At 38.2% G+C, this 24,218-nt stretch carries 18 protein-coding genes; 11 read left to right on the top strand and 7 right to left on the bottom strand.

The window, feature by feature from the left end; genetic code table 11:
- The first annotated feature begins 11 nt into the window (after positions 1-11).
- From CDW55_RS07585 to CDW55_RS07575, 3 genes are read left to right on the top strand one after another with little or no spacing between them, the layout of a single operon-like run.
- The gene (locus CDW55_RS07585) at positions 12-422 is read left to right on the top strand and encodes a curli production assembly/transport component CsgF (protein ID WP_088469151.1); all 411 of its coding nucleotides are present in this window, start codon (positions 12-14) and stop codon (positions 420-422) included.
- A 9-nt stretch (positions 423-431) separates the two neighbouring features.
- On the top strand, positions 432-1,805 hold the full coding sequence (locus CDW55_RS07580; protein WP_088469150.1) for a CsgG/HfaB family protein: 1,374 nt from the start codon (positions 432-434) through the stop codon (positions 1,803-1,805).
- Between the two features lie 12 nt (positions 1,806-1,817).
- Positions 1,818-3,311, top strand: coding sequence for a carboxypeptidase regulatory-like domain-containing protein (locus tag CDW55_RS07575; protein WP_088469149.1), 1,494 nt, complete (start codon positions 1,818-1,820; stop codon positions 3,309-3,311).
- Positions 3,312-3,420: 109 nt separating this feature from the next.
- Here the strand turns inward: CDW55_RS07575 and CDW55_RS07570 are convergent, their stop codons facing one another.
- The gene (locus CDW55_RS07570) at positions 3,421-4,539 is read right to left on the bottom strand and encodes an ATP-binding protein (RefSeq protein ID WP_088469148.1); all 1,119 of its coding nucleotides are present in this window, start codon (positions 4,537-4,539) and stop codon (positions 3,421-3,423) included.
- A 225-nt stretch (positions 4,540-4,764) separates the two neighbouring features.
- Here CDW55_RS07570 and CDW55_RS07565 point away from each other — a divergent pair, with 225 nt between their 5' ends.
- From CDW55_RS07565 to CDW55_RS07550, 4 genes are read left to right on the top strand one after another with little or no spacing between them, the layout of a single operon-like run.
- Positions 4,765-6,039, top strand: coding sequence for a hypothetical protein (locus CDW55_RS07565; RefSeq protein WP_088469147.1), 1,275 nt, complete (start codon positions 4,765-4,767; stop codon positions 6,037-6,039).
- A 3-nt stretch (positions 6,040-6,042) separates the two neighbouring features.
- Positions 6,043-6,633 carry an LPS export ABC transporter periplasmic protein LptC gene (gene lptC / locus CDW55_RS07560; RefSeq protein ID WP_088469146.1) on the top strand — a complete coding sequence of 197 codons (591 nt, stop codon included), beginning with the start codon at positions 6,043-6,045 and terminating at the stop codon, positions 6,631-6,633.
- Between the two features lie 29 nt (positions 6,634-6,662).
- Positions 6,663-7,709: an anhydro-N-acetylmuramic acid kinase gene (locus tag CDW55_RS07555; protein ID WP_088469145.1), complete on the top strand. Its 1,047-nt coding sequence runs from the start codon at positions 6,663-6,665 to the stop codon at positions 7,707-7,709.
- Between the two features lie 33 nt (positions 7,710-7,742).
- Positions 7,743-9,260, top strand: coding sequence for a carbon-nitrogen hydrolase family protein (locus CDW55_RS07550; RefSeq protein ID WP_088469144.1), 1,518 nt, complete (start codon positions 7,743-7,745; stop codon positions 9,258-9,260).
- A gap of 56 nt (positions 9,261-9,316) precedes the next feature.
- Here the strand turns inward: CDW55_RS07550 and CDW55_RS07545 are convergent, their stop codons facing one another.
- The 4 genes from CDW55_RS07545 to CDW55_RS07530 form a co-directional block, all read right to left on the bottom strand.
- The gene (locus CDW55_RS07545; protein ID WP_088469544.1) at positions 9,317-11,494 is read right to left on the bottom strand and encodes a TonB-dependent receptor plug domain-containing protein; all 2,178 of its coding nucleotides are present in this window, start codon (positions 11,492-11,494) and stop codon (positions 9,317-9,319) included.
- Between the two features lie 285 nt (positions 11,495-11,779).
- Positions 11,780-12,589, bottom strand: a complete 810-nt coding sequence (kdsA, locus tag CDW55_RS07540) for a 3-deoxy-8-phosphooctulonate synthase (RefSeq protein ID WP_088469143.1) — start codon at positions 12,587-12,589, stop codon at positions 11,780-11,782.
- A 122-nt stretch (positions 12,590-12,711) separates the two neighbouring features.
- On the bottom strand, positions 12,712-13,236 hold the full coding sequence (locus CDW55_RS07535) for a DUF1697 domain-containing protein (RefSeq protein ID WP_088469142.1): 525 nt from the start codon (positions 13,234-13,236) through the stop codon (positions 12,712-12,714).
- Positions 13,237-13,244: 8 nt separating this feature from the next.
- Positions 13,245-16,730 carry a DUF2723 domain-containing protein gene (locus CDW55_RS07530; RefSeq protein ID WP_088469141.1) on the bottom strand — a complete coding sequence of 1,162 codons (3,486 nt, stop codon included), beginning with the start codon at positions 16,728-16,730 and terminating at the stop codon, positions 13,245-13,247.
- A 202-nt stretch (positions 16,731-16,932) separates the two neighbouring features.
- Here CDW55_RS07530 and CDW55_RS07525 point away from each other — a divergent pair, with 202 nt between their 5' ends.
- From CDW55_RS07525 to CDW55_RS07510, 4 genes are all read left to right on the top strand, one after another.
- Positions 16,933-17,970: a PLP-dependent cysteine synthase family protein gene (locus CDW55_RS07525; RefSeq protein ID WP_088469140.1), complete on the top strand. Its 1,038-nt coding sequence runs from the start codon at positions 16,933-16,935 to the stop codon at positions 17,968-17,970.
- A gap of 112 nt (positions 17,971-18,082) precedes the next feature.
- Positions 18,083-19,357 carry an aminotransferase class I/II-fold pyridoxal phosphate-dependent enzyme gene (locus CDW55_RS07520; protein ID WP_088469139.1) on the top strand — a complete coding sequence of 425 codons (1,275 nt, stop codon included), beginning with the start codon at positions 18,083-18,085 and terminating at the stop codon, positions 19,355-19,357.
- A 143-nt stretch (positions 19,358-19,500) separates the two neighbouring features.
- Complete coding sequence (rnk, locus tag CDW55_RS07515; protein ID WP_088469138.1) at positions 19,501-19,911, top strand: nucleoside diphosphate kinase regulator; 411 nt, start codon at positions 19,501-19,503, stop codon at positions 19,909-19,911.
- Positions 19,912-20,018: 107 nt separating this feature from the next.
- A complete protein-coding gene (locus CDW55_RS07510; RefSeq protein ID WP_088469137.1) occupies positions 20,019-22,208 on the top strand; it encodes a B12-binding domain-containing radical SAM protein in 2,190 nt (729 codons plus the stop codon).
- 71 nt (positions 22,209-22,279) lie between these two features.
- On the opposite strand, the gene CDW55_RS07505 is transcribed toward CDW55_RS07510, so the two are convergent.
- The gene (locus CDW55_RS07505) at positions 22,280-22,561 is read right to left on the bottom strand and encodes a FoF1 ATP synthase subunit delta/epsilon (RefSeq protein ID WP_088469136.1); all 282 of its coding nucleotides are present in this window, start codon (positions 22,559-22,561) and stop codon (positions 22,280-22,282) included.
- Positions 22,562-22,616: 55 nt separating this feature from the next.
- Positions 22,617-24,128 carry a F0F1 ATP synthase subunit beta gene (atpD, locus tag CDW55_RS07500; RefSeq protein ID WP_088469135.1) on the bottom strand — a complete coding sequence of 504 codons (1,512 nt, stop codon included), beginning with the start codon at positions 24,126-24,128 and terminating at the stop codon, positions 22,617-22,619.
- Positions 24,129-24,218 lie beyond the last annotated feature (90 nt).

The following is a 24,218-nucleotide window of genomic DNA, read 5'->3' as shown; positions in this document are numbered from 1 at the left end:
AAAAGCCAGCCATGAAAAATTATGTAATCATACTTCTATTTTTTGCTGTTTCAGGCATATCTGCGCAACAAATAGTTTATAAACCCATTAATCCGGCTTTTGGCGGTGATACATTCAATTACCAGTGGTTACTCAGCTCTGCAAATGCCCAAAATCAGTTTGATGACGGTGATAATAAATTTGGCAATTTACTGGATGATTTCAACTCGATGGACAGCTTCACACAAAGCCTGAACCGCCAACTTCTAAGTCAGCTTACAGGAAAACTTATCGATGACAAATTCGGAAACGGAGGCATTGCACCAGGAAAATACATGTTCGGTTCTCTTTTTCTTGATGTTTCGGAGGCATCACAAGGTTTGGTTATCAATATTCTCGATACCCAGACTGGTGAGCAATCTCAAATCATTATTCCAAGATAAAATACCGCTATGAAAATAATTACCCATTCTGTAAGGAACAATATTTTGTTTTTCCTGCTTTTTTTCTCTCTTCAAAGTTGCAGTACAATTTTTAACTTACCTGCAAATGGAGAAAAATCAACGCTGGGAGAAGTTACCAATTTAACTTCCGAGTTAAAGCAGATTCCACCGCCTAAGGAAAAAATCGTAGTCGGAGTTTATAAATTCAGAGACCAAACAGGCCAGTATAAACCTTCGGAGATGGGAAATAACTGGAGTACAGCCGTTCCACAGGGCACTACAACAATTCTTATAAAAGCTTTGGAAGACAGCAAATGGTTTATTCCCATCGAAAGAGAAAATATCGCAAATCTTCTCAATGAAAGACAAATCATACGCTCCACCCGCCAGGAATATTCAAAAGAAAGTGATAAAAACGTACAGACGCTCCCTCCACTGCTTTTTGCCGGCGTTTTGCTTGAAGGCGGAATTATTTCTTACGACAGTAATGTAATGACAGGCGGTATTGGAGCGCGGTACTTCGGAATTGGCGGATCTACACAATACAGACAGGACAGGATTACAGTTTATCTGAGAGCAGTATCAACTTTAAACGGTGAAATTCTTAAAACGGTGTATGTCTCCAAAAATATACTTTCCACAGGAGTTAGCGGTAATTTTTTTAAATATATAGATACGGAACGACTGCTAGAATCCGAAGTGGGATTTACACAAAACGAACCCATACAGCTTGCAGTAACTGAAGCCATTGAAAAAGCGGTAAAAACCCTGATTATTGAAGGGGTACAGAATGATATTTGGGGGAATGCTGTTGATAAAAAAGATCCTGCCGTAAATCATTTGATAAGCACTTACACCGCAGAAAACGAACTCAATAATCAAAGGCTGTTGGGAAATAAGGTGAAAAATTCAATTAGAAAAGCAATATCAGTTTCAGCATCTGTAGAAAGTCAGCAAATTAACGGAGACTATAAAAATGCCGAAAATAAATTGGGCAGTAAAATTGGCATCAGCATGGCCTTAAACGATAATTTCAGTCTTGAAGCCAGCATAAACAATATTAAAATTAAAAATACTGCAGTACTCAATAGAAACTTTGTGGGACCGGAACTCAATTTACAGTATATGTTTTTTCCTCAGTTCAAGTTTACGCCGTTTGTTTATGCGGGTGTAGGAGCTTTATTTTCGGAATATAAACCATTTTATAAAGCTAATCTGGGCGGAGGTATAGATTATATTATCAGTGATAATTTTTCAACAAGACTGTACTATCAGTATGATTATGGATTCCGTGATAAACTGGATGGTTTGGTCAGTGGAAAACAGAACGATAATATTATGAGAATCGGTCTTGGTCTTAATTACTATTTCGGTAATAAATAAAACTAATAAATTATGAAAGCGTTATATACATTTGTACTCATCAGTTTATTGTCACTCACTTTGTTTTCATGCAAAGAAGAAATAGTAGATCAGGTACAGACCGGCACCATTAAAGGTAAAGTAGTTCGAAGAGGAACCAACGATCCTTTAAAAAACGCAAAAATTACTACTTCCCCATCTACAAATACTGTTTTTACGGGAGCAGATGGGAGTTTTGAAATTACAGACGTACCTATCGGTGATTATTCGGTGAAAGCAGAGATTTCGGGATATCTCAACAATTTTCAGTCTGCGAATCTTAAGAACAGCGGTCAGCTTGTAACCCTGGCATTCGAAATGGATGATGATGAATCATTAAATACAGCTCCTTCGGTTCCTGAACTTTTGAGTCCTTCAGATAACGCCCAGGATCAGCCTCTTACCGTTCAGTTATCTTGGAAATCAACAGATCCGGATTCGCTGGATGTTCTGAAGTACAAACTGATCGTAAAGAATAATTTAAATACTAATGTAATTGAAATAAATGATTTGAAGGAAACAACGTACACACTTAAAGATCTGAAATATGGTGTAAGTTATTTTTGGCAGGTCGCCGTGAATGATGGAATCCATAGTGATGTGTATAGTGCTGTATTTAAATTTACAACCAACAAGGTGCCGCAAAACAGATATCATTTTGTAAGGAAAGAGAACGGAAATCTTATCATTATTTCCAGTGACGATAACGGCGCAAACTATAACTTAACCGATGCTGCATTCAATAGTTGGCGGCCTCGAAAAAATAACAATGCGGGCCTTATTTCTTTTTTACGTACTGAAGGTGGAAACACCCATATATTCACGACGAAGCCTGATGGATCGGAAGTTTTTAAAGTAACTACAATTCCGGTAGCTGGATTTAGCAATACTGAACTCGATTATTCCTGGAGGACTAATGGAAAAGAATTTGTGTACCCTAGTTTTTCTAAACTTTACAGAATAAATAAAGATGGCAGCGGGCTGGAACTGGTTTACACCACACCAGACGGAAGTTTTATTACCGAATGTGAATGGAGTTATGACGGAAGTAAAATTGCCTTAAAAACAAATGATCCCAACGGCTATAATGTAAAAATCTTTATAATTGATTTGCTTGGAAATACAATTAAAACAATTCTCGAAAACGTTCCTGGTGCAGCGGGTGGCCTAAACTTTTCAGTAGACGGTAACCTTTTACTTTACACTTACGATGTTTCCGGACATCAGGATGATAATTACAGACAGCTCAATACCCACCTTTTTATTTATAATATGCAGACCGATACAATACTCGATATTTCTGAGCAAAGCGAAAAACCCGATGGCAGCAATGATTTGGATCCACGATTTTCTCCTAACGATGCCGAGGTAATTTTCACAAACACTTCGAATGACGGTATATCTGTGAAAAATGTTTTAAAAATTACTTTACAGGATAATACGAGAACCACTTTATTCACAAATGCAGAAATGCCGGACTGGGAATGATGTTTTTATTTGGATGAGAATTTTATTATTTCTCAATGTGTTTTTTTGATAAAGCAGAGAAATTTACTCTGCTTTATTCATTACATATTTCCGAATTTTAAATGTAGTACTAAGGAGTTTTGTGGATATATCGCGAAAGTTTTATCCCTAAATCCGTCCAGACCAGTTTAGAGTTGGCATTACGTTCCAGATGATAATCTGCCTCAGAAATTTCGGTGAGAATCGCTTCAATATTGGCACCGTGAATAAATCGGGAAAAACTATCCCATTTAAAACCTCCGGAATCTATTTTTTTGTAAACCAAAGTTTCGTTTCCATAATTCTGAAGAAGGGCGAGGCGAAACATTTCGGAACAGTAATCCAGAAAACTTTTCTGCTTTTCGCGGTTCCAGCCTGCAATATTACGTCCCCAAAAAACGATGTTTTTCAAAAACTCAGGTTTCTTTTTCACCTGAAATGCCTCCCTGACCCACATTACGAAAAGCTCTTCGAATTCGGTATCACCATTTTCTGAAAGAAGAATTTTCTGCGCAATGTTCCAGTCTCCCTGAGCCTGAAACACTGTTTCTTTCAACTTTTCCTCTTCAATTTTGTAATTGTTTTTCAGGAAATTCTCGATGTCCGGATCTTCAATTCTGGGAATTTCAACCAACTGGGTTCTCGATAGAATTGTGGGTAAAATAAAATCGATGTTTTCGGCCGTTAAAATAATCAACGTGTCTTTTGGTGGTTCTTCCAGAAACTTCAGGAATTTGTTGGCTGCAGAAACATTCATCTTATCTGCCTGCCAAACGATAAGGATTTTGCTTCCGCCTTCAAAACTTTTCAGCGCGAATTTTTTGTTCAGTTCATCAACTTCATCTGCATAAATAGTCAGTTGCTTGTTCTCGGACTCCAGAATTTTCGTCCAGTCTTCATTGTTTGAGTAAGGATTGGCAAGAATCATTTCCCTGAAACTTTCAAGGAAATTATCGGAAAGTCCGCTGCTTTTTTCTTTAAACACAGGAAAACTGAAATGTAAATCCAAATGATTAAGATGTTCTACCTTGGAGGATGAGTGTTCGTTTTCTTTTCTGAAAATTTCCTTTGCAAAAGCCATTGCAAGTGGCAAAGTTCCGTATCCTTCTTTGCCGATGAAAAGCTGAGCATGACTTACCCTGTTGCTTGCAATGCTGTCTCTCAGGAGTTTTTTAAGGTTTTCCTGGCCTACGATCTGTTCCCAATTCATTTTTCAAAGATAAAAAATTTTGATTCACATCCCGACTGCCGGGCTGTATTAAAACATTGGTCTTGAAGAAATATTTTTACCGTAATGAGGTTCTTCACCAAATATTTCAATGAACTGAATTTCTGTTTCGTTGCCAGTAGTACCCCTTAACAAACTTTAACCAAAGTAAATTTCCTCAATTCAGTATTATTTAAGATATTTGCGCATTATTTTTAAAAATAGAGAATGAAAAGATTTTTTGTATTACCACTCGCAGCAGCAGGATTTTTCCTGAATGCTCAAACGATTGGTAATTCTCCTTACGCTGCCTTCGGAATCGGGGATGTGAAATACGATAACACCACTGATGTGAATGCGATGGGTGGCATTTCTACTGCTTATATCTGGGATTTCAATAATAATTTTAATTTTGCCAATCCTGGTGCAAATAAAAATTTAGAACTTACCACCATAAAAGTTGAGGGAACCAACGAAAATAATTTTTTCAAATCCGATTACGACAATTCGAATGTTACCAAACATTCTTCTTATCTCTCTAATATTGCTATTGCTTTCCCTTTATCGCCAAAAGTAAAATTTGGAATGGGTTACCAGCCTTACAGTTCCAAAAAATATTCTGTCCTCATTCAGGAAGATTTGGAGAATGAGGTAAAAAGGGCAAATATCTTCCGTGGTGAGGGTACATTAAGTACGGTTCAGGCCGCATTATCTTATCAGATTTCTCCCGAACTTGGTTTAGGATTCAGAACAAATTTCTACTTCGGAAACTTATATGATATTAATGAACTCACCTATTCCAACGCGGAGTTGATCAATGGGTACGAAACCAAAAATAAGATTAAAACCTTCAATTTCACACTGGGATCTGCGTATCAGAAAAAATTTGGTACCGACAGAAAACTTACGTTAGGGGCAACTTACACCTTCGGGAACACCGGTGAAATGGAAACCAATTATACCAACAGCACCTATTATTACAGTACAGGAAATCAAAAAGAAAATATTAGCATTATTGACGAGGATTTCAGTACAGATAAAAACCTTATTCCAATGGAATTTTCGTTCGGTGCCGGTTACGGCCGCGATGCGAAATGGTTTGTTGGAACGCAGGTTGACTATAAAAAGGGCGAAACGATTCAGTTTTTAGGACAGCCTTTCACGAACCAAAATTCTTACAGAATTGCAGCCGGAGGTTGGTATCTGCCAAACTTCAATAACTTCAGAAATTATTTCTCGAGAGTAACTTACCGTTACGGAGCTTATTACGAAAAAGGAAATCTATCATTCAACGGAACCAATATCAATCAGTTTGCTATAACAGGAGGTGTTAGTTTGCCTTTCGAAAACCGGAGCGCAGCCAGAATGAGTGGTATCGACCTTGGTTTGGAAATCGGAAAAAGAGGAACGCTGGAAAATAATATGATTCGCCAGAATTTTGTAAACCTGAGAATCGGACTAAATTTCGCCGATAAATGGTTTAATAAACGTCTTTATGATTAAGAAATGAATTTTCTTCTTAAAATATTCTATAAAAATATAGCCGCCCTACTGGGTTGTGCTATATTTTTTGGTTTAATTTCATGTGATGAAGATTTAACGGCGATTAATAAAAACAACAATACCAACTTCCCTTCGCAGATCATCAACAACGCCAATATTGTGCAGCGTGATTCGGGAATGATCAAATTACGTGCTACCGCACCACTTATCGAGAAATTCGAATTTATTGACTCGCCCTATATTGTAGCAAGAAAAGGAATCAATATTCTTTTTTACGACAAGAAAAAACCGAAAGAGCCCGGAAAAATAAAAGCGAATTTTGCCAAATTCAATGAAAAAAAGAAGTTTTACGAGGCCAAAGGAAATGTAAGAATAACTACGAACGAAAATCAGATGTTCGCAATGCAGTCGGTATTTTGGGATCAGAATAAAAGACTGATTTATACTTCGGATACAGTATATGTTACCGATAAAGATGGCTCCACACTTGTAGGCGCAAACGGTATGAAAGCTAAGGACGATTTCTCCGAATATACCTTCTACAACAATTCCGGCAACATTAACGCAAAAAAAATCCCCGAAAAAGGAAGATAATTTTCGTAAATTCGAAAAAATCTTTTCTTATGACCTTTCACACAATCGGGTTAATGTCGGGAACAAGCCTCGATGGACTTGATATTTGTTTTGCCAAATTTCAGCACCTTAATTCCGAATGGAACTACAGTATTCTTCATGCCGAGACACTACCCTATCCTTCTGATTGGGCAGAAAAACTCAACAGTGCAATTCACTTAAAACCTGATGAATTATTAGCCCTGAATGCTGATTATGGCTTCTATCTTGGTCAAAAAGTAAAGGAATTTATCTCCAAAAATTCATTAACGGAAATCGATTTAATTGCATCTCACGGTCACACAGTTTTCCATCAGCCACAACGCAAATTTACTTTACAGATTGGTGATGGAAGGGCAATTAAGATTTTAAATAATATTCCAACTGTGTACGATTTCCGTAGCCAGGATGTGCTTATGGGAGGTAACGGCGCGCCGCTCGTACCGATTGGTGATGAACTGCTTTTTTCTGAATTCGACGCTTGCCTTAATATTGGCGGATTTTCGAATATTTCTACCAAACAAGAAGGAAAAAGAATCGCCTTTGATATTTGCCCGGTAAATATTGTTCTCAACAAATACGCCACCGTTCTCGGGAAAAATTACGATGAAAACGGAAATATTGCAAGAAACGGTCAGGTGAACGAAAAGATTTTAGCTTCATTAAATTCGCTTGAATTTTACTCAGCGAAACATCCCAAATCTTTAGGAATCGAATGGGTAAACAAAAACATCATTCCTTTGCTGGAAAATGAAACGCCGGAGAATATTCTGGCAACATTCACCGAACATGCATCCGGGCAAATTGCTCAGGTTTTTAATCAATATCAGTTTAAAAACGTTTTGTTTACAGGTGGCGGTACCTACAACACTTATTTAATTGAGCGTATTAAAACCAAATCATCAACGGAAATAAAAATCCCTGCACCTGAACTCATCGATTTCAAAGAAGCGCTTATTTTCGCATTCATGGGAGTTTTGAGGATGAATAACGAAATCAATGTACTTTGCTCTGCAACGGGAAGCACTGCCGACCATTCGTCCGGACTAATTGTTTGATCAGAAAATTTTAATTCAAAAAACATAAAATATATGCAGATAGACATCAGAAAACTGGCCATTGAAGATTATGATGAGCTTAAAGAAACCATGCAGAAAGCCTATCCGGCAATGTCGGAAAACATTTGGTCTAAAAAAAGCATCCAAAAGCTGATCCGGATTTTCCGTGACGGACAGATTTGCATTACTGTGGATGGCAAAATTGCGGCGGTTGCACTATCACTCATCGTACAGTACGAGCTGTACGGCGACGATCATACATACAAAGAAATCACAGGAAATTACACCTTTAACACCCATTCGGAAACCGGAAATGTTTTGTACGGAATTGAAGTTTTTGTAGATCCCGAATTTAGAAAACTTCGGCTTGCCAGAAGACTTTATGATGTAAGAAAAGAACTTTGCGAAACCCTCAACTTAAAATCGATAATGGTTGGCGGCAGAATCCCGAATTATCACCTGTACAGTTCGGAACTTTCGCCAAGAGCCTATATCCAGAAAGTAAGAAATAAAGAAATTTATGATCCGGTGTTAAGTTTTCAACTCGCCAATAATTTTCTGCCGGTAAGAATTCTCAAAAACTATTTACCGGAAGATCAGCATTCTGAACAAAACGCGGTGTTACTTCAGTGGAACAACATTTATTACAGCAAAAAGCCCAATACAATGCAGGATTCTGTCATTCGTCTGGGTTTGGTTCAGTGGCAGATGAGGCATTTTAAAAATCTGGATGCGTTTTTTGAGCAGGTAGAGTTTTTCGTGAATGTGATGGCAGATTATAAATCGGATTTCATCATGTTCCCGGAACTTTTCAACACACCTTTACTTGCTCCTTTCAATCATCTGTCGGAACGTGAAAGTATGTTCAAACTCGCTGAATTAACAGAAGAAATCAAACAAAAACTTTCGGAATTTGCCATCGGTTACAACATTAATATCGTTGGCGGAAGTATGCCAATTGTAGAAGATGGTGAACTTTACAACATCAGCTACCTGCTTCACCGTGACGGAAAAATTGATGAACACAGAAAAATTCACATCACACCCAATGAGAAAAAATATTACGGGATGAAAGGCGGCAACGAGATCAAAGTCATCGACACCGATTGTGGAAAAGTGGGATTGGTTATCTGTTATGATGTGGAATTTCCGGAACTGCCAAGGATTTTAGCAGATCAGGGGATGAAAATTTTATTTGTTCCTTATTTAACCGATACCCAAAATGCCTACACCCGCGTTCGTCACTGCGCGGCGGCAAGAGCTATAGAAAATGAATGCTATGTTGCAATCGCCGGGTGTGTCGGGAATTTGCCGGGTGTAAATAATATGGATATCCAGTTTGGCCAGGCGGCGGTTTTTACGCCTTCGGATTTTGCTTTTCCGTCTAATGCTATTAAAGGTGAAGCTACCGCGAATACAGAAACCACACTGATTGTAGATGTAGATCTGAATCTACTGAAAGAACTGCATCATTATGGCGCTGTGCGGACAATGACAGACCGCAGATTGGATTTGTACGCCACGGTGAATTATAACAGTGATACAGAATAAAAATAAAATCCCGAAACTGTTTCAGTCTCGGGATTTTTATGTTTTAAAATTCTTTTTTAAAGCTTAAATTCAAGTTTTACGTTGAAGAATCTGCCTGTCAACCTTACCGGAACCGGATAGTTGTAACCTGTAGAAACATCATTCACCCACTGGTTTGCAACCGTATTGCTGATATTGAATGCATTGAAAATCTGAACACCTAAAACCAGTTCATTGAAATTGCTCCAGAATCCCGAGTTAACTTTATTGTCATTTTGATCAATGAAAACTTTAGATAAACCGATGTCAACTCTTTTATAAGAAGGTAAAGTCCTTTGGTACCTGTAGGGAGCTTCGAAATCAGGCTTTCCGTTTTCATCTAAAGAAATTGGTGTTCCTGAAGGTAGTCCGTTGGCATAAGTTAAAGTTAGATTTACCCGCATTGATGGGAATTTCGGCATATAATCCTGATAAAACATCGAAAACCTGAACCGTGGATCTGTAGGTCTTGGGATATTTCCTTTTCCCTCAATATTTTCGTAAACCCGGGCGTAACTTGCAGAAATCCAGGAATCCACACCCGGAACAAATTCACCAAACAAACGGGTATCGACTCCATAAGCATATCCTTCTGCATTGTTTTCACCGGAATAACGGATTCTCACATTATCCAAATAATATGGGATTAAATTATCCATTTTCTTGTAATAAGCTTCAGTAGTGAGTTTGAAAGGCCTGTCAACCATGCGGAACTCGTAATCATTGGATAAAATCACCTGCATGGAACGCTGGGATTTAATATTGGAATTAAAGTTTCCGTCCAGATCCTTGATTTCTTTATAAAATGACGACTGGTAATAAATCCCTCCGGAAATTTTAAAGAGCATATCCATATCCCAGTTGGGTTTTATGGCAAACTGTGCTCTTGGAGAAATGATGGTTTCATCATTAAAATCCCAGTGAGAAGCACGAACTCCTGCATTCAGGAAAACCCTGTTTTCACCCCAGTAAAACTTCTTTGAAAACTGTGCATATCCTGAAAGTCTTGTAGGCTCAATATGATTTGCACCTGCGATATTATAACGCAAACGAAGCTGCGAAGGATCCAGAACACCAGGATTGGTGTAATCTCTCGGCGTGCTGTAACCCAAAGAATCTACAAGCTGCCATTCATTGGTGAAATCTTTCAGGTTTTCTTTTTCGAATTTTAAACCAACCTCGAAATCGGTGTTTACGTCAGGTGAAAAACGTGTTTTCAGTTGTGAACCGTAGGTTTTTACCAATAAATCGTTTCTTGCGTGATCGATTTGCCCACCAACATCATAAGAGGTTATAGGAGCTCCCGTAATCGGGTCAAAAGTCTGCAGCAAGTAGGCAGAGGCAATGGTATAATATTCTCTTTCACGGTTTTGGTAAGCAAAATTATCGAGCGTGAAAGTCCATTTTTTATTGGGTTTGAAATTGATGGATGCCGTACCCATCATATTTTTATATTGATCGTCTTCTTTTCCGTTATAGAAAACACTCAGTTTTAAAGGGGTCTGCAAACTTCCGAAATCCACTTCCTTTACTTTAGGAACCATTTCGTAATCGTTTTTACTCCAGTAACCGATAAAAGAAAAATCCCACTTATCGTTTAGTTTATAATTGATATACGACTGAAAATCCATGTACTGAGGATTGAAATCGGTATCTTCATTCAAAGTATTCAGAACAAGATTTGTATTTCTGTATCTTCCGGAAATCAGGGCAGAAAGCTTTTTATTCTTGTTTGCAAATCCCGTAGAAAGCCTGCCTCCAATTAAACTTGCCTCTCCCGAAACTTCAAATTTTGTAGGTTGTCTGTAATAAATATTCAGGGCTGAAGACATTTTATCACCATATTTTGCTTCAAAACCTCCGGCAGAAAAATTAATCGCCTGCACCATGTCGGGATTAATGATGCTCATCCCTTCCTGAAGGGAATTCCGGATAAGAAACGGGCGGTAAATTTCAATATCATTGATGTAAATAAGATTTTCATCATAGTTTCCACCGCGAACCATATATTGAGACGAAAGTTCGGTATTCGAGTTTACCGAGGGCAAAGTTTTGATGAGTCCCTCAACCCCACCAGAAAGTGAAGCCACCTGCTGCGCCTCTTTTGCAGAAATTTCTATAGAAGTTAAATCTGTTACTTTAGGTTTTCCTTTTTTCTGAAAAACCACTTCTTGAATCTGTGTTTCTCTCTCAGCATTTACAAACAGAACATTGATGTTTTGAACTTTAGGCGTTGTTTTAACCGTTTTGGAAAAGTTTCTGAAATTTTCTTTCTGAACAGCAAGAACCTGCTCTGTATCTGCAATCGGAATCTTTACAAACCCATTTATATCGGTAAGAAAATTCTGGTTGTTATAAGATACGTTGGCCTGAGAAACCGGAGCGCCGTTTTCATCTAAAACCTTCAGACTGATTTGCGAAAACGCAAAAATAGGCGCAAATGCAAGGAGTAAAAGTGTTTTTTTCAATGCAGGAAATTTAGGTTTTTAAAGATAACAAAATTAAATAATGGCTTGCCGAACTCTTGTTAATTTTTGCAGTAAATCTTCAAGTTTATCAAGTTTAAGCATATTTGCCCCATCTGAAAGTGCGCAACTTGGATCAGGATGCGTTTCAATGAAAAGTCCGTCTGCACCTACAGCGATTCCTGCTTTTGCAATGGTTTCAATTAGTTCCGGGCGGCCGCCTGTAACACCTGAATTTTGGTTGGGCTGCTGCAGCGAATGGGTTACATCCAAAATTACCGGCGCATAATTCTGCATCGTAGGAATTCCTCTGAAATCGACTACCAGATCGGTGTAACCGAAAGAATTACCACGTTCGATGATGGCGGTTTTAGGGTTTCCGGAATCTGTCACTTTTTCTACAGCAAATTTCATGGATTCTGGGGATAGAAACTGCCCTTTTTTCAGCGTAACACATTTATTTGTTTTTGCAGCGGCGACCAACAAATCGGTTTGGCGAACCAAAAAAGCCGGAATCTGCAGAACATCAACATAATGGGCAGCCAAAGCGGCATGTTCGTTTTCGTGAATATCTGTGGTGGTGGGAATATTGAAAGTCTCTCCCACTTTTTTCAGAATTTCCAGAGATTTTTCTTCGCCAATTGTAGTAAATGAATCTACACGGCTTCGGTTAGCTTTTTTAAAACTTCCTTTAAAGATGTAAGGAATTTCATATTTATTGGTAAGTTCTACTACTTTCTCTGCGATTCGCAGCGCCATGTCTTCACCTTCAATGATGCATGGACCGGCAATGAGAAAGAAGTTTTTGGAATCTTTATGCTGAATGTTTTCTAAGTATTGAATCATATTTATTCAAATTTTAATTTAACAAAAATACGGAAATTTTTTGCAGTTTCGGAGCAATGGTTTTGCGGAGCGAAAAAGAAAAAACGGGCAATAACCCGTTTAAAGTTTAAATTACAGCAACCTTATAATTTTTTGAGAATTCTTTCGAAAGTATTGATATTTCGGGAAGTGATTTTGTCTTTCAATTTCTTTTTTCCTAAAACTTTCCCGAAAGTCGAACCTAAAGTATTTCCTTTTTGAATTTGCCAGTAAAATGTATCTGCAACAATTTGGGCATTTTCGTTTTCTGCCTTATCCGATTTCGAAAATTCTTCCATCAAAAGAGTTTCAACATCATCAATTCCTACAAACACATAAATATGAAGATCTTCGGCTTTGTTAAAAGGATTATTATTTACAATTTCTGAAATTTCGTTCTCGTTTTTAAGGAAAAGAAAAGCTTCATAATCGAAATACTCTGACATTGATTTCTCCAAAATGTTCTTCAGCTCCGAAGGTTTTTTATCTGATGAAAAGAGAATATTTCCGGAAGCCAAAACGCTACTTACCTCCTTCATTCCAGCGTCAGTAAACACGTTCATCACTTCCGCCATTTTCATGGAAGTTCCGTTTACGTTGACACCGCGGAGAAAAGCACAGTATTTCATCTGAAAATTTATTGCGTAGCCTTCATCATCGCATTGGTAATGTGGGCTTCTTTTTCTTTCGAATACGTAGAATCATAAGGATTCATCACATCAAATAAATAGGTGTAAAAAGGAGTAATAACCTGCACTTTTTCAGATTCTCTGAACGCCTTTTCTTTACCCATTGTCTGCAGATTTTTCACGAAATCATTGAAGCGTTTATCCACCGTTTCAATGGATTTTAAAAGATACTGATATCCTTTTTCTTTTTGCCCCAATTTATTATATGCATCTGAAACCGCTCCTACCACCAGTGAATATTCCATCGGTTTTGTACGCATCTGTTTCCCTGCAAAACGCTGTTCTTCGGGCGAAAGACTGGTGTAATAATCGTATTCGGTGAAAATTCCCTTTTTAAGTTCATCAGCAAGCTTCAGCCCTTTCTGTTCCTGACCAGATACGATGTATCCGTAAACCATTGAACTTAATGACCGCGGATCATTGTATTTTTCCACAGGAATTTCACGGGAAGCCATATCCAGAACTTCCAGAGCTTTGGATTTCTGTCCGGAAAGCGCCAAAGCTTCAGCAGCTCGGCTTGCGGAACTTCTGTAGCTTACAATATTCTGGGTGCAGGTTTCATCGAAATGAACACTTAAATCTTTGAAATTCCCCCAACGGTAATTTTTTACAATATTATAAAGCGAATTTGCATCTACCCTGCCCATTTCCCCGTCTTCACGTTCCGGAGTGTTGATCGGAACCAGGCGGTAACTGAAACCGTCGAACTGTAGATAATCTCCAAGATAAAAAATGTTTTCAGGATCGTAAATTCCGCCTGAAGAGAAGTTTATCGGTCGGTTCCAATCGAAATTAGCAAGAATGTCCAGCAGAATCAAATTATTTTTGAACATACTGTTGCTCTTGTAATTGATGGTAATGTGGTCAACAGCCAGCGCTGCATCTTTTGCTTCAATTGTACCCGATTTCACTGCATTGGCTTTGTTTACCGGCAAAATAAATTTTGAAACCGGCAGGAAATTGAATTTCTCATATTTAGCTTCACCAAAAAGCATTTTTAGGATTTCATCTTTATCCTCAGACTTTACTTTAATGAAATCTATTGCTTCTTTCATCGTCATAGAATCTTGGGTCATAAACTTCCTGAATCCTGCAAAAGCCGTTTCCGGAGCGCCCTGATCTTTCAGGTTGGCAAAAACGTTCTTCCAGTCCTCCGGGCTCATAAGGTAAATCTGATCGTTGGTTCCATCTCGGTAATCTTCATGATTTAATACTGACGGCACAGGCATCGAATTATACGTTCTTCTCTTCACCTGATCGATATTCCACGGGGTTGAAAGCAAGGTGAAATTCACAACTTTCACATCATCGCGCATGCCCGAAGTTTCCTGCATTCCCCAAATCGGGTACGTGTCATTATCGCCATATACAAAAAGGATATCATTTTTTGGAAGGGATTTCAATGTTGAATATGCATAATCGTAAGCAGCGCTTCTTCCGCTTCTGTCGTGTACATTATAATTCTGGAATCCCATCATGAAAGGTATTCCCATCAGTACAATTCCTGCCACTACATTTACAGCGTTTGATTTTATTTTTTCCTGAATAAACCACAGGATCGCTGCAGCACCGAGGCCAATCCATATGGAAAATGCGAAAAATGACCCCACCATCGCATAATCTCTTTCGCGAACTTCGAAAGGTTTAACGCCGGTGTAGAAAATAATTCCGACACTGGTGATGACAAAAAGCGAAAGTATCGCATAAAATCTACCGAAATCTCGGTTCAGCTGGAAGAAAAAACCAATTAGACCCAATAAAAGCGGTAAAAAGAAAAACGCAACAGTACTTTCATTTTTAAATTTTGCAGGCATCTTGCTTTGGTCACCCCACAAAGCATTGTCAACAAAAGGAATTCCTGAAATCCAGTTTCCGCGGTTGTTTTCCATGTGACCTTCAAGATCATTTTGTCTTCCAACAAAATTCCACATCAGATATCGCACAAAATAATAGCCGTTCTGGAAGGTGAAAAAGTAATCTAAATTCTGTGCTAAAGAAGGCTTCTGAACGTTGATTAAATTATAAGGTTTTACCTTCAGATAATCTTCAACTTTAATGGTTCCTTCTTCATATTTCTGGCGTAATTCCTCGTAAATCTGTTTTGCTTCCGGACTGTCGGCAACGTCTTCGTTGTCATAATTGAAAGAAAAATCCGGTGCGCCGTACATCGAGATATAGTTGGCCATCACTCCCTGATCTTCATTGAACATTCTCGGCATAAAACCAACATGAGCTTTACTGTAAACGTAGTTATAACGGTCTCCTACTTTTCTGTAAGTACCGGTTTGTTCATCTTTTTCATATACATCGCCTGTTTTTTCGGTCTTATAGCTTCCGTCTTCATTTTTCTGAATTCCGTTGGCATCGAGATATGCCGTATAATTCTGTCCGTAAGAAGTTGGCCAATCACCGTATTGCTCACGGTTATAATAATCGAGCATTCCAATCGCGTTATCAGGATTATTAAGGTTCATCGGAGGATTTGCAATAGCGCGAATCGGAATCACCATCCAGCAGGAAAAACCAATCATCATATAAACTACGGATAAAGCGGCAGTTTGATAAATACTTTTTCTTGATTTTTTAGCGTAATTAATGGCAAAATAGCAGAACGCAATCAACAAAATAAATGCGATGATGGTTCCGGAATGGAAAGGAAGGCCAATTCCGTTAACTGCAAAAATTTCCATTTTACCGAAAAGTGTCATGATTAAAGGGAAAATTCCTTTAAATACAATTCCTAAAATAATTAAAGTGAATACGTTTGCCCAAAGAAAACTTTTCCAGGTAAACGTATAATTTCTTGCATAATAAATTAAACATACAGCTGGAATTGCAAGCATACACATCATGTGAACACCTACAGAAAGCCCGGTTACGAAGAAAATTAAGATAATCCACCGTTCGTTGTCGGAGTCATGATACTCGTTTTCCCATTTGGTAATGAGCCAAAGTAAAAGAGCGATAAACATGGTAGCCATCGAGTAAACTTCGCCTTCAACAGCAGAAAACCAGAAGGTGTCGGAAAAAGTAAAACTTAAAGCTCCAATCGCTCCTGCGAATAAAATGGCAATTTCCTGATGTTTTGTAATCTCATTGAAATCTTTATTCAGAAGTCTGCGTACCAGATGCGTGATGATCCAGAAGAGAAAAAGAACCGTAACTGCACTGAAAAGCGCCGACATCGCATTGATCACAATAGAATAATTTTCTCCGTTTCCGAAGGCAAACATAGCCGCGACCGCCCCTACAAGCTGAAAAAGTGCTGCGCCTGGTGCATGTGTAACTTCCAGTTTTGTAGCGGAAGCGATATATTCTCCCGTATCCCAAAAACTGAAATTATGCTCTATCGTTGATAAATAGGTAACAAAAGCGATCGCAAAAATAACCCATCCTAAAATGGTATTCCATTGTTTAAAAGACCAATTTTTCATAAAAAATATTCAATGTTGCGAAAATAAGGTTTTTCTTTAATTATCTTTATAATTTAACAAAGATTAAGTGAATGTGCATCGAGTGTGGTTTATGAAAAATACATTTCTATTGTTCTGCAAATCAGAAAAAACTGTTTAAATTGTTGTATTATTTATTTTTTAGTATTTTTGCAGACGGTTTTATAGAGAAAAATGACGAAAAATGACTAATGTTCACGATAACATTCTTGGCTTAATTGGCAACACCCCATTGGTAAAACTCAATTCGGTTACCAAAGACATACCAGCAACAGTTTATGCTAAACTTGAATCTTATAATCCCGGCCATTCTACCAAAGACAGAATTGCAGTTCACATTATAGAAGCTGCGGAAAGAAAGGGCCTTATAAAACCGGGTTCAACGATCGTTGAAACTACATCCGGCAATACCGGATTTTCCATAGCGATGGTTTGTATCATCAAAGGTTATAAATGTATTCTTGCCGTAAGCAACAAAACAAAAAAAGAGAAAATTGCGTACCTGAAAGCTTTAGGCGCTACAGTTTACATCTGCCCTGCGAATGTTGCGGCTGATGATCCCAGATCTTATTACGAAGTTGCTAAAAGAATCGCTTCAGAAACTCCTGATTCCATTTACATCAACCAATATTTCAATGAACTCAATATTGATGCACATTACCAAACAACCGGACCCGAAATTTGGGAACAGACCGGCGGAAAAATAACGCATCTTATTGCCTGCACAGGGACCGGCGGAACTTTATCAGGTTCAGCAAAATTCTTAAAAGAGAAAAATCCTAACATTAAAGTTATTGGTGTTGATGCTTCCGGTTCAATCTTAAAAGGTTTCCACGAAACAGGAAAAATCAATAAAGATGAAATTCATCCTTACCAAATCGAAGGCATGGGAAAAAATCTTATTCCTGCAGCATTATTATTCGATAAAGTAGATGAATTTGTTAGGGTTAACGACGAAATGTCTGCTTACAGAACACGTGAAATCGCCCTGAAAGAGGCCATTATGGGAGGATACACTACTGGTGCAGTAACGCAGGGACTTTTGCAGTACGCAAGTGCAAACGAATTTTCGAAAGACGATGTAGTGGTGGCAATTTATCCGGATCACGGTTCACGATACATCACTAAGGTTTACAGTGATCAGTGGATGGAAGAACAGGGATTCATCAATAACTGTGTTCATAATTACGACGAAGTTTATAAAACAGAAATTATCTCGTAATTAAACTAAAAATTTACATAACAACCTTTTTGTAGCCTGCAAAAAGGTTTTTTTTGGTCAAATTTTGTTAACTTTGTTCTCTATATAAAAATTACAAAAATCTTATAAAATAATGACAGATATTTTTGATCGGTTACGTCAAAATCCAGGACCGCTCGGGCAGTTTGCAGATTACGCAGAAGGATATTTCGTTTTTCCTAAATTAGAAGGACCTATTGGCCCAAGAATGAGGTTTCAGGGCAGAGAAGTTGTTTTCTGGAGTGCCAATGATTATTTGGGACTTTGCAACCATCCCGAGGTTTTAGAAGCAGACGCGAAAGCTGCAGCAGAATTCGGAATGTTCTATCCGATGGGTGCACGCGCCATGTCTGGCGAAACTGAACAGCACCAGCAGTTAGAAAAAGAGCTTGCGGAATTTGTAGGTAAAGAATCAGCATATCTTTTAAACTTCGGTTATCAGGGAATGGTTTCTACCATCGACGCATTGGTAGGAAGACATGATGTTATTGTTTATGATGCCGACTCACACGCCTGTATCGTTGATGGTGTACGCCTTCACATGGGGAAAAGCTTCACTTATAAACATAATGACATTGCGAGTTTAGAGAAAAATCTCGCTCGTGCAACAAAAGTAGCAGAAGAACAAGGTGGCGGAATTTTAGTTATTACTGAAGGCGTGTTCGGAATGCGCGGAATGCAGGGAAAACTCAAAGAAATCTGCGAGTTAAAATCTAAATTTAACTTCAGACTTTTGGTAGATGATGCCCATGGTTTCGGAACTTTAGGAAAAACCGGCGCAGGTGCTGGTGAAGAGCAAGGTTGCCAGGATCAAATCGATGTTTATTTTTCAACTTTTGCAAAATCAATGGCTGGTTTCGGTGCATTTATCGCCGGTGATGCTGATATTATCAGAATTTTAAAATACAATTTACGTTCTCAGGTTTTTGCAAAATCTTTAACAATGCCAATGGTAATTGGAGGTTTAAAGAGACTGGAACTTCTGCGTTCAAGACCTGAAATCAAAGCTAAACTTTGGGAAAACGTAAATAAACTACAGAACGGATTAATCGCAAGAGGTTTCAATATTGGCGGTACAGATACCTGCGTAACCCCTGTAATGATGGAGGGTTCTACTGTAGAAGCTACCCTTCTGGTAAAAGACCTTAGAGAAAATTATGGAATCTTCACTTCAGTAGTAATTTATCCGGTAATTCCTAAAGGAATGATTCTACTGAGACTTATCCCAACCGCATCGCACACTGATGCTGAGATTAATGAAACCCTGGATGCTTTCGATGCGATCCACGATAAATTAACCTCCGGATTCTACAAAGAGCAAGAGCAAAAATTACTTGAAGAAAAGGGTTTATCCTTTAAATCAACATAGAATTTTTCAGTATTTATATTTTTATATAAGCCGCCTGAAAAATTCAGGCGGTTTTATATTACCCGAATGTCAGTATTTAATGTTAACAATAATGCAAGCATATCGAATTATAAATTAATCACATATATTAAAAAAATAGCAAGATGAAGCAAATTTTAATCACCAAAAACGATTTCACCAGAATTCATAAATCCATCAATGATGCTAAACAAAACAACAGCATTAAAAAAGAGGAAGCAGAAAAGTTATTGAAAGAACTGCATTCAGCTAAAGTAGTTCCTTCAGAAGAAATACCTTCAGATATAGTGACGATGAATTCTATTGTAAAATTTCATTTCGAAAACAATAACAAAGAAATGCAGTTTCAGATTGTATATCCTGCACAGGCAGATTTCAAAAATGGCAAAGTTTCTATTTTTTCTCCTGTTGCTGCCGCTTTAATCGGTTACGGAGTTAATGATGAAATCGACTGGATTGTGCCTTCCGGGATGACTAAAATTATCATCGATGAGATTATTTACCAGCCCGAAGCTGCCGGAGATTTTGATTTGTAAGAACGCAAAATCCATATAACAAGATTCAAAACCGCCGGTTTCCGCTGGCGGTTTCTGTAATAAAGAAATCTTTAATCTGAAAGATTTAAATTTGCAAAAATATTCCTTTGAAAGAACTTCTGCTCATCACACCACCTTTTACGCAGCTCAACACCCCATACCCTGCCACAGCTTATTTAAAAGGCTTTCTTAACACCAAAGAAATCGCAAGTTTCCAGATGGATTTGGGAATTGAAGTTATTTTGAAGGTTTTTTCTCAACACGGTCTTCAGAATGTATTTAGTAAAAAATTGGAAGTACAGAAACTTTCAGAAAATGCCAGGCGAATCTTGGCTTTGAAGGATGAATACATCAAAACCATTGAACAGGTTATTCTGTTTTTGCAGGGTCACAATCCCACTTTAGCGAGACAGGTTTGCAGCATGAATTTTCTGCCCGAAGCGTCGCGTTTCAATACGATTGATGATTTGGATTTTGCTTTCGGAAACATGGGCTTGCAAGACAAAGCCAAACATCTCTGCACGCTTTATTTAGAAGATATTGCAGATTTTATTGTTGAATGTATTGATGAGAATTTCGGATTCAGTCGATATGCAGAACGATTGGGACGCAGCGCGAATTCCTTTGATGAACTCTATGAAAAACTTTCTGATTCCCCTACTTTCATTGATGAAATTACATTAGCAACCCTCAAAGAAAAAATGGAATACATACAACCGAAAATGGTTTGTTTTTCGGTTCCTTTTCCGGGAAATTTATATTCCGCGTTTCGATGTGCAAAATTCATCAAACAAAATTACCCAGAAACAAAGGTTGCCATGGGCGGCGGCTTTCCAAATACCGAACTAAGAGAATTAAAAGACAAAAGAGTTTTTGAATTTTTCGATTATATTACCCTGGATGACGGCGAATTGCCTGTTGAATTATTATACAACAGTCTCTCAGATGAAAAAGAACCTGCCGAAACCAAGAGAACATTTTTGCTCGCGGATAACGAAGTTGTTTACAAGAACAATTCCGCAAGAAATGATTACAGACAACATGAGACAGGAACACCTGATTATACAGATTTACTCCTCGATCAATACATTTCAGTCATTGAAATTGCCAACCCAATGCACAGTTTGTGGAGCGACGGAAGATGGAACAAACTCACCATGGCGCACGGTTGCTATTGGGGAAAATGCACATTCTGTGATATATCTTTAGATTACATTAAAATTTATGAGCCTATTTCAGCAAAAGTTTTAGTTGACAGAATGCAAAACCTCATTGCTGCAACAGGCGAAACCGGTTTTCATTTCGTTGATGAAGCTGCACCGCCGGCGCTGATGCGTGAAGTCGCTTTAGAAATCCTTCGCCGAAATTTAGTCGTAACGTGGTGGACAAACATCAGGTTTGAAAAAAGTTTCAGCAGAGATTTGTGCTTTTTACTGAAGATTTCCGGTTGTGTTGCAGTTTCCGGAGGTTTAGAGGTTGCAAGTGACCGGCTTTTGAAACTTATCGACAAAGGAGTTTCGGTAGAACAGGTCGCAAAAGTCACACGCAATTTCACGGAAGCCGGAATTATGGTTCACTCCTATTTAATGTATGGTTTCCCGACGCAAACGGTTCAGGAAACGGTAGATTCGCTCGAAATGGTACGTCAGCTTTTTGAAATGGGAGTTCTACAGAGCGGGTTCTGGCATCAATTTTCGATGACTGCACACTCGCCTATCGGAAAAAATCCGGAAGAATTTGGAGTTTCGCCCTTGAAAAAAGAAATTTTATTCGCCCATAACGATGTTGATTTTGTGGATAAAACAGGAATTGATCACAGTATATTCGGATATGGACTGAAAAAATCACTCTTTAATTATATGCATGGTATTAATTTCGAAATGCCACTTCAAGAGTGGTTCGATTTCAAAATACCACCAACGACCATTCATCCCGATTACATTCATGACTGTTTGTTGGATGAGGATGATTTTACATTCAAAGGGAATTCAAAAATAATTTTCATCAGTCACAATCCAGTTGCTGAAGATTTTATAAAAACGAAAAAAGGGAATTCCCGATACATCACCCAACTTACTTTTCATCTTAAAACCAATATCGTAAGAATTGAACTGGATCAGAAAAAAGCTTATTGGCTTTTGAAGATGATGCAGGAAAATTCAATAGCAAAACCACAGAAAATTACGCTTCAATACCTCAAAAATAATTTCGAGGAAAATTTTGAAGATTTTGAACTTTTTTGGTTTTCAAAACCTTTGAAACAACTTAAGGAGAACGGAATTATTTTAAGCCTTTAAGCAAAATGTCAACCACATAAAAAATCCCGAACTGTAAAAGAGCGGGATTTTTTATGATGATTAAAGTTTAATTATTCTGCGAGAATAATTCCTTTATTGTTACTGAATTCGATAACACCACTTTTCACCGAGAAAGAAAATACGCTTTCTTTGTCGTTCTCTTTCGTGAAATTTTTCGCGTATTTGTCATCTATTTCGTTAGTAAAAACTCTTACTTTACCACCGATTAATGACGCTACGATTGCGGCGTGATCTTTCATAATATGGAAATCGCCATTTTTTCCGGGAAGTAAAACTGATTTTACATCACCTTCAAAAACTACAAATTCCGGGGTTAGTATCTTTATATTCATTATAAATTGCTTTTGGCTTTTGGCTAATCGCTATTGGCAATAAGCCATAAGCAGTTTATGCGTTTTCCGCTAACATTTTCTCTCCAGCTTCAATCGCTTCTTCGATAGTTCCTTTCAGGTTGAAAGCAGCTTCCGGTAAGTGATCTAATTCGCCGTCGATAATCATGTTGAATCCTTTGATGGTATCTTTAATATCAACCAACGCACCTTTCAGACCTGTAAACTGTTCTGCAACGTGGAAAGGCTGAGAAAGGAAACGCTGTACTTTTCTTGCACGGTAAACTGAAAGTTTATCATCTTCTGAAAGTTCTTCCATACCAAGAATCGCGATGATATCCTGTAATGCTTTGTATTTCTGTAAGATTTCTTTTACTCTCTGTGCACAGTCGTAATGCTCATCTCCTAAAATTTCAGGAGTTAGGATTCTTGAAGTTGAAGCCAATGGATCAACCGCTGGATAAATACCTAATGAAGCAATTTTTCTGTCCAATACGGTAGTTGCATCCAAGTGAGCAAACGTAGTAGCCGGAGCCGGGTCAGTTAAGTCATCCGCAGGTACGTAGATCGCCTGAACTGAAGTAATTGAACCGTTTTTAGTTGAAGTAATTCTTTCCTGCATTGCACCCATTTCAGATGCCAAAGTTGGTTGGTAACCTACAGCAGAAGGCATACGCCCAAGAAGTGCAGATACCTCAGAACCTGCCTGAGTAAAACGGAAAATGTTATCAACGAAGAACAAAACGTCTCTACCTTGTCCTTGTCCGTCACCGTCACGGAAATATTCAGCGATTGTTAAACCTGAAAGTGCAACACGAGCTCTTGCTCCAGGTGGCTCATTCATCTGTCCGAAAACGAAAGTACATTTAGAGTCTTTCATTTCTTCCATATTAACTTTGGATAAATCCCAACCTCCATTTTCCATAGAGTGCATGAATTCATCACCATATTTAATAATGCCTGACTCAAGCATCTCTCTCAAAAGGTCGTTTCCTTCTCTGGTTCTTTCACCTACACCGGCAAAAACCGAAAGACCACCGTGACCTTTTGCAATATTGTTAATCAATTCCTGGATCAATACTGTTTTACCAACACCTGCACCACCGAACAAACCAATTTTACCCCCTTTTGCATAAGGCTCTACAAGGTCGATTACTTTAATTCCTGTAAAAAGAACTTCTGCAGAAGTGGAAAGCTGATCGAATTTTGGTGCTTCTCTGTGAATTGGTAAACCGCCGGTTTCTTTAGAAACTTCCTGAATCCCGTCAATAGCATCACCTACAACATTGAAGAGACGTCCGTAAACACCTTCTCCTGTAGGCATTGTGATTTGTCTACCTTGTGAAACTACCTCCTGGCCTCTCTGAAGCCCGTCGGTTGCATCCATTGCGATACATCTTACAGAATCTTCGCCAATATGCTGTTCTACTTCAAGAATTACCTTGTTACCATCAGTTTTAGTGATTTCCAGTGCGTCATAGATTTTCGGAAGCTCTGCTGCATCTGCGAAAATTACGTCGATTACCGGACCGATAATTTGAGAAATTTTTCCTTTAATTTGGTTTGCCATTGCTAATTTTTTCTTGAGTGCAAATATAATGAAAGTTCCCAAATCTGCAATTGCTTTAAAAGAAGATTTTTATCATATTTGCACCATCAA

It is taken from the genome of Chryseobacterium sp. VAUSW3 (assembly GCF_002205795.1).
GTDB classification, from domain to species: domain Bacteria; phylum Bacteroidota; class Bacteroidia; order Flavobacteriales; family Weeksellaceae; genus Kaistella; species Kaistella yananensis.
The sequence above is the reverse complement of the archived record's forward strand: the minus strand, read 5'-3'. Positions and strand labels throughout refer to the sequence as shown.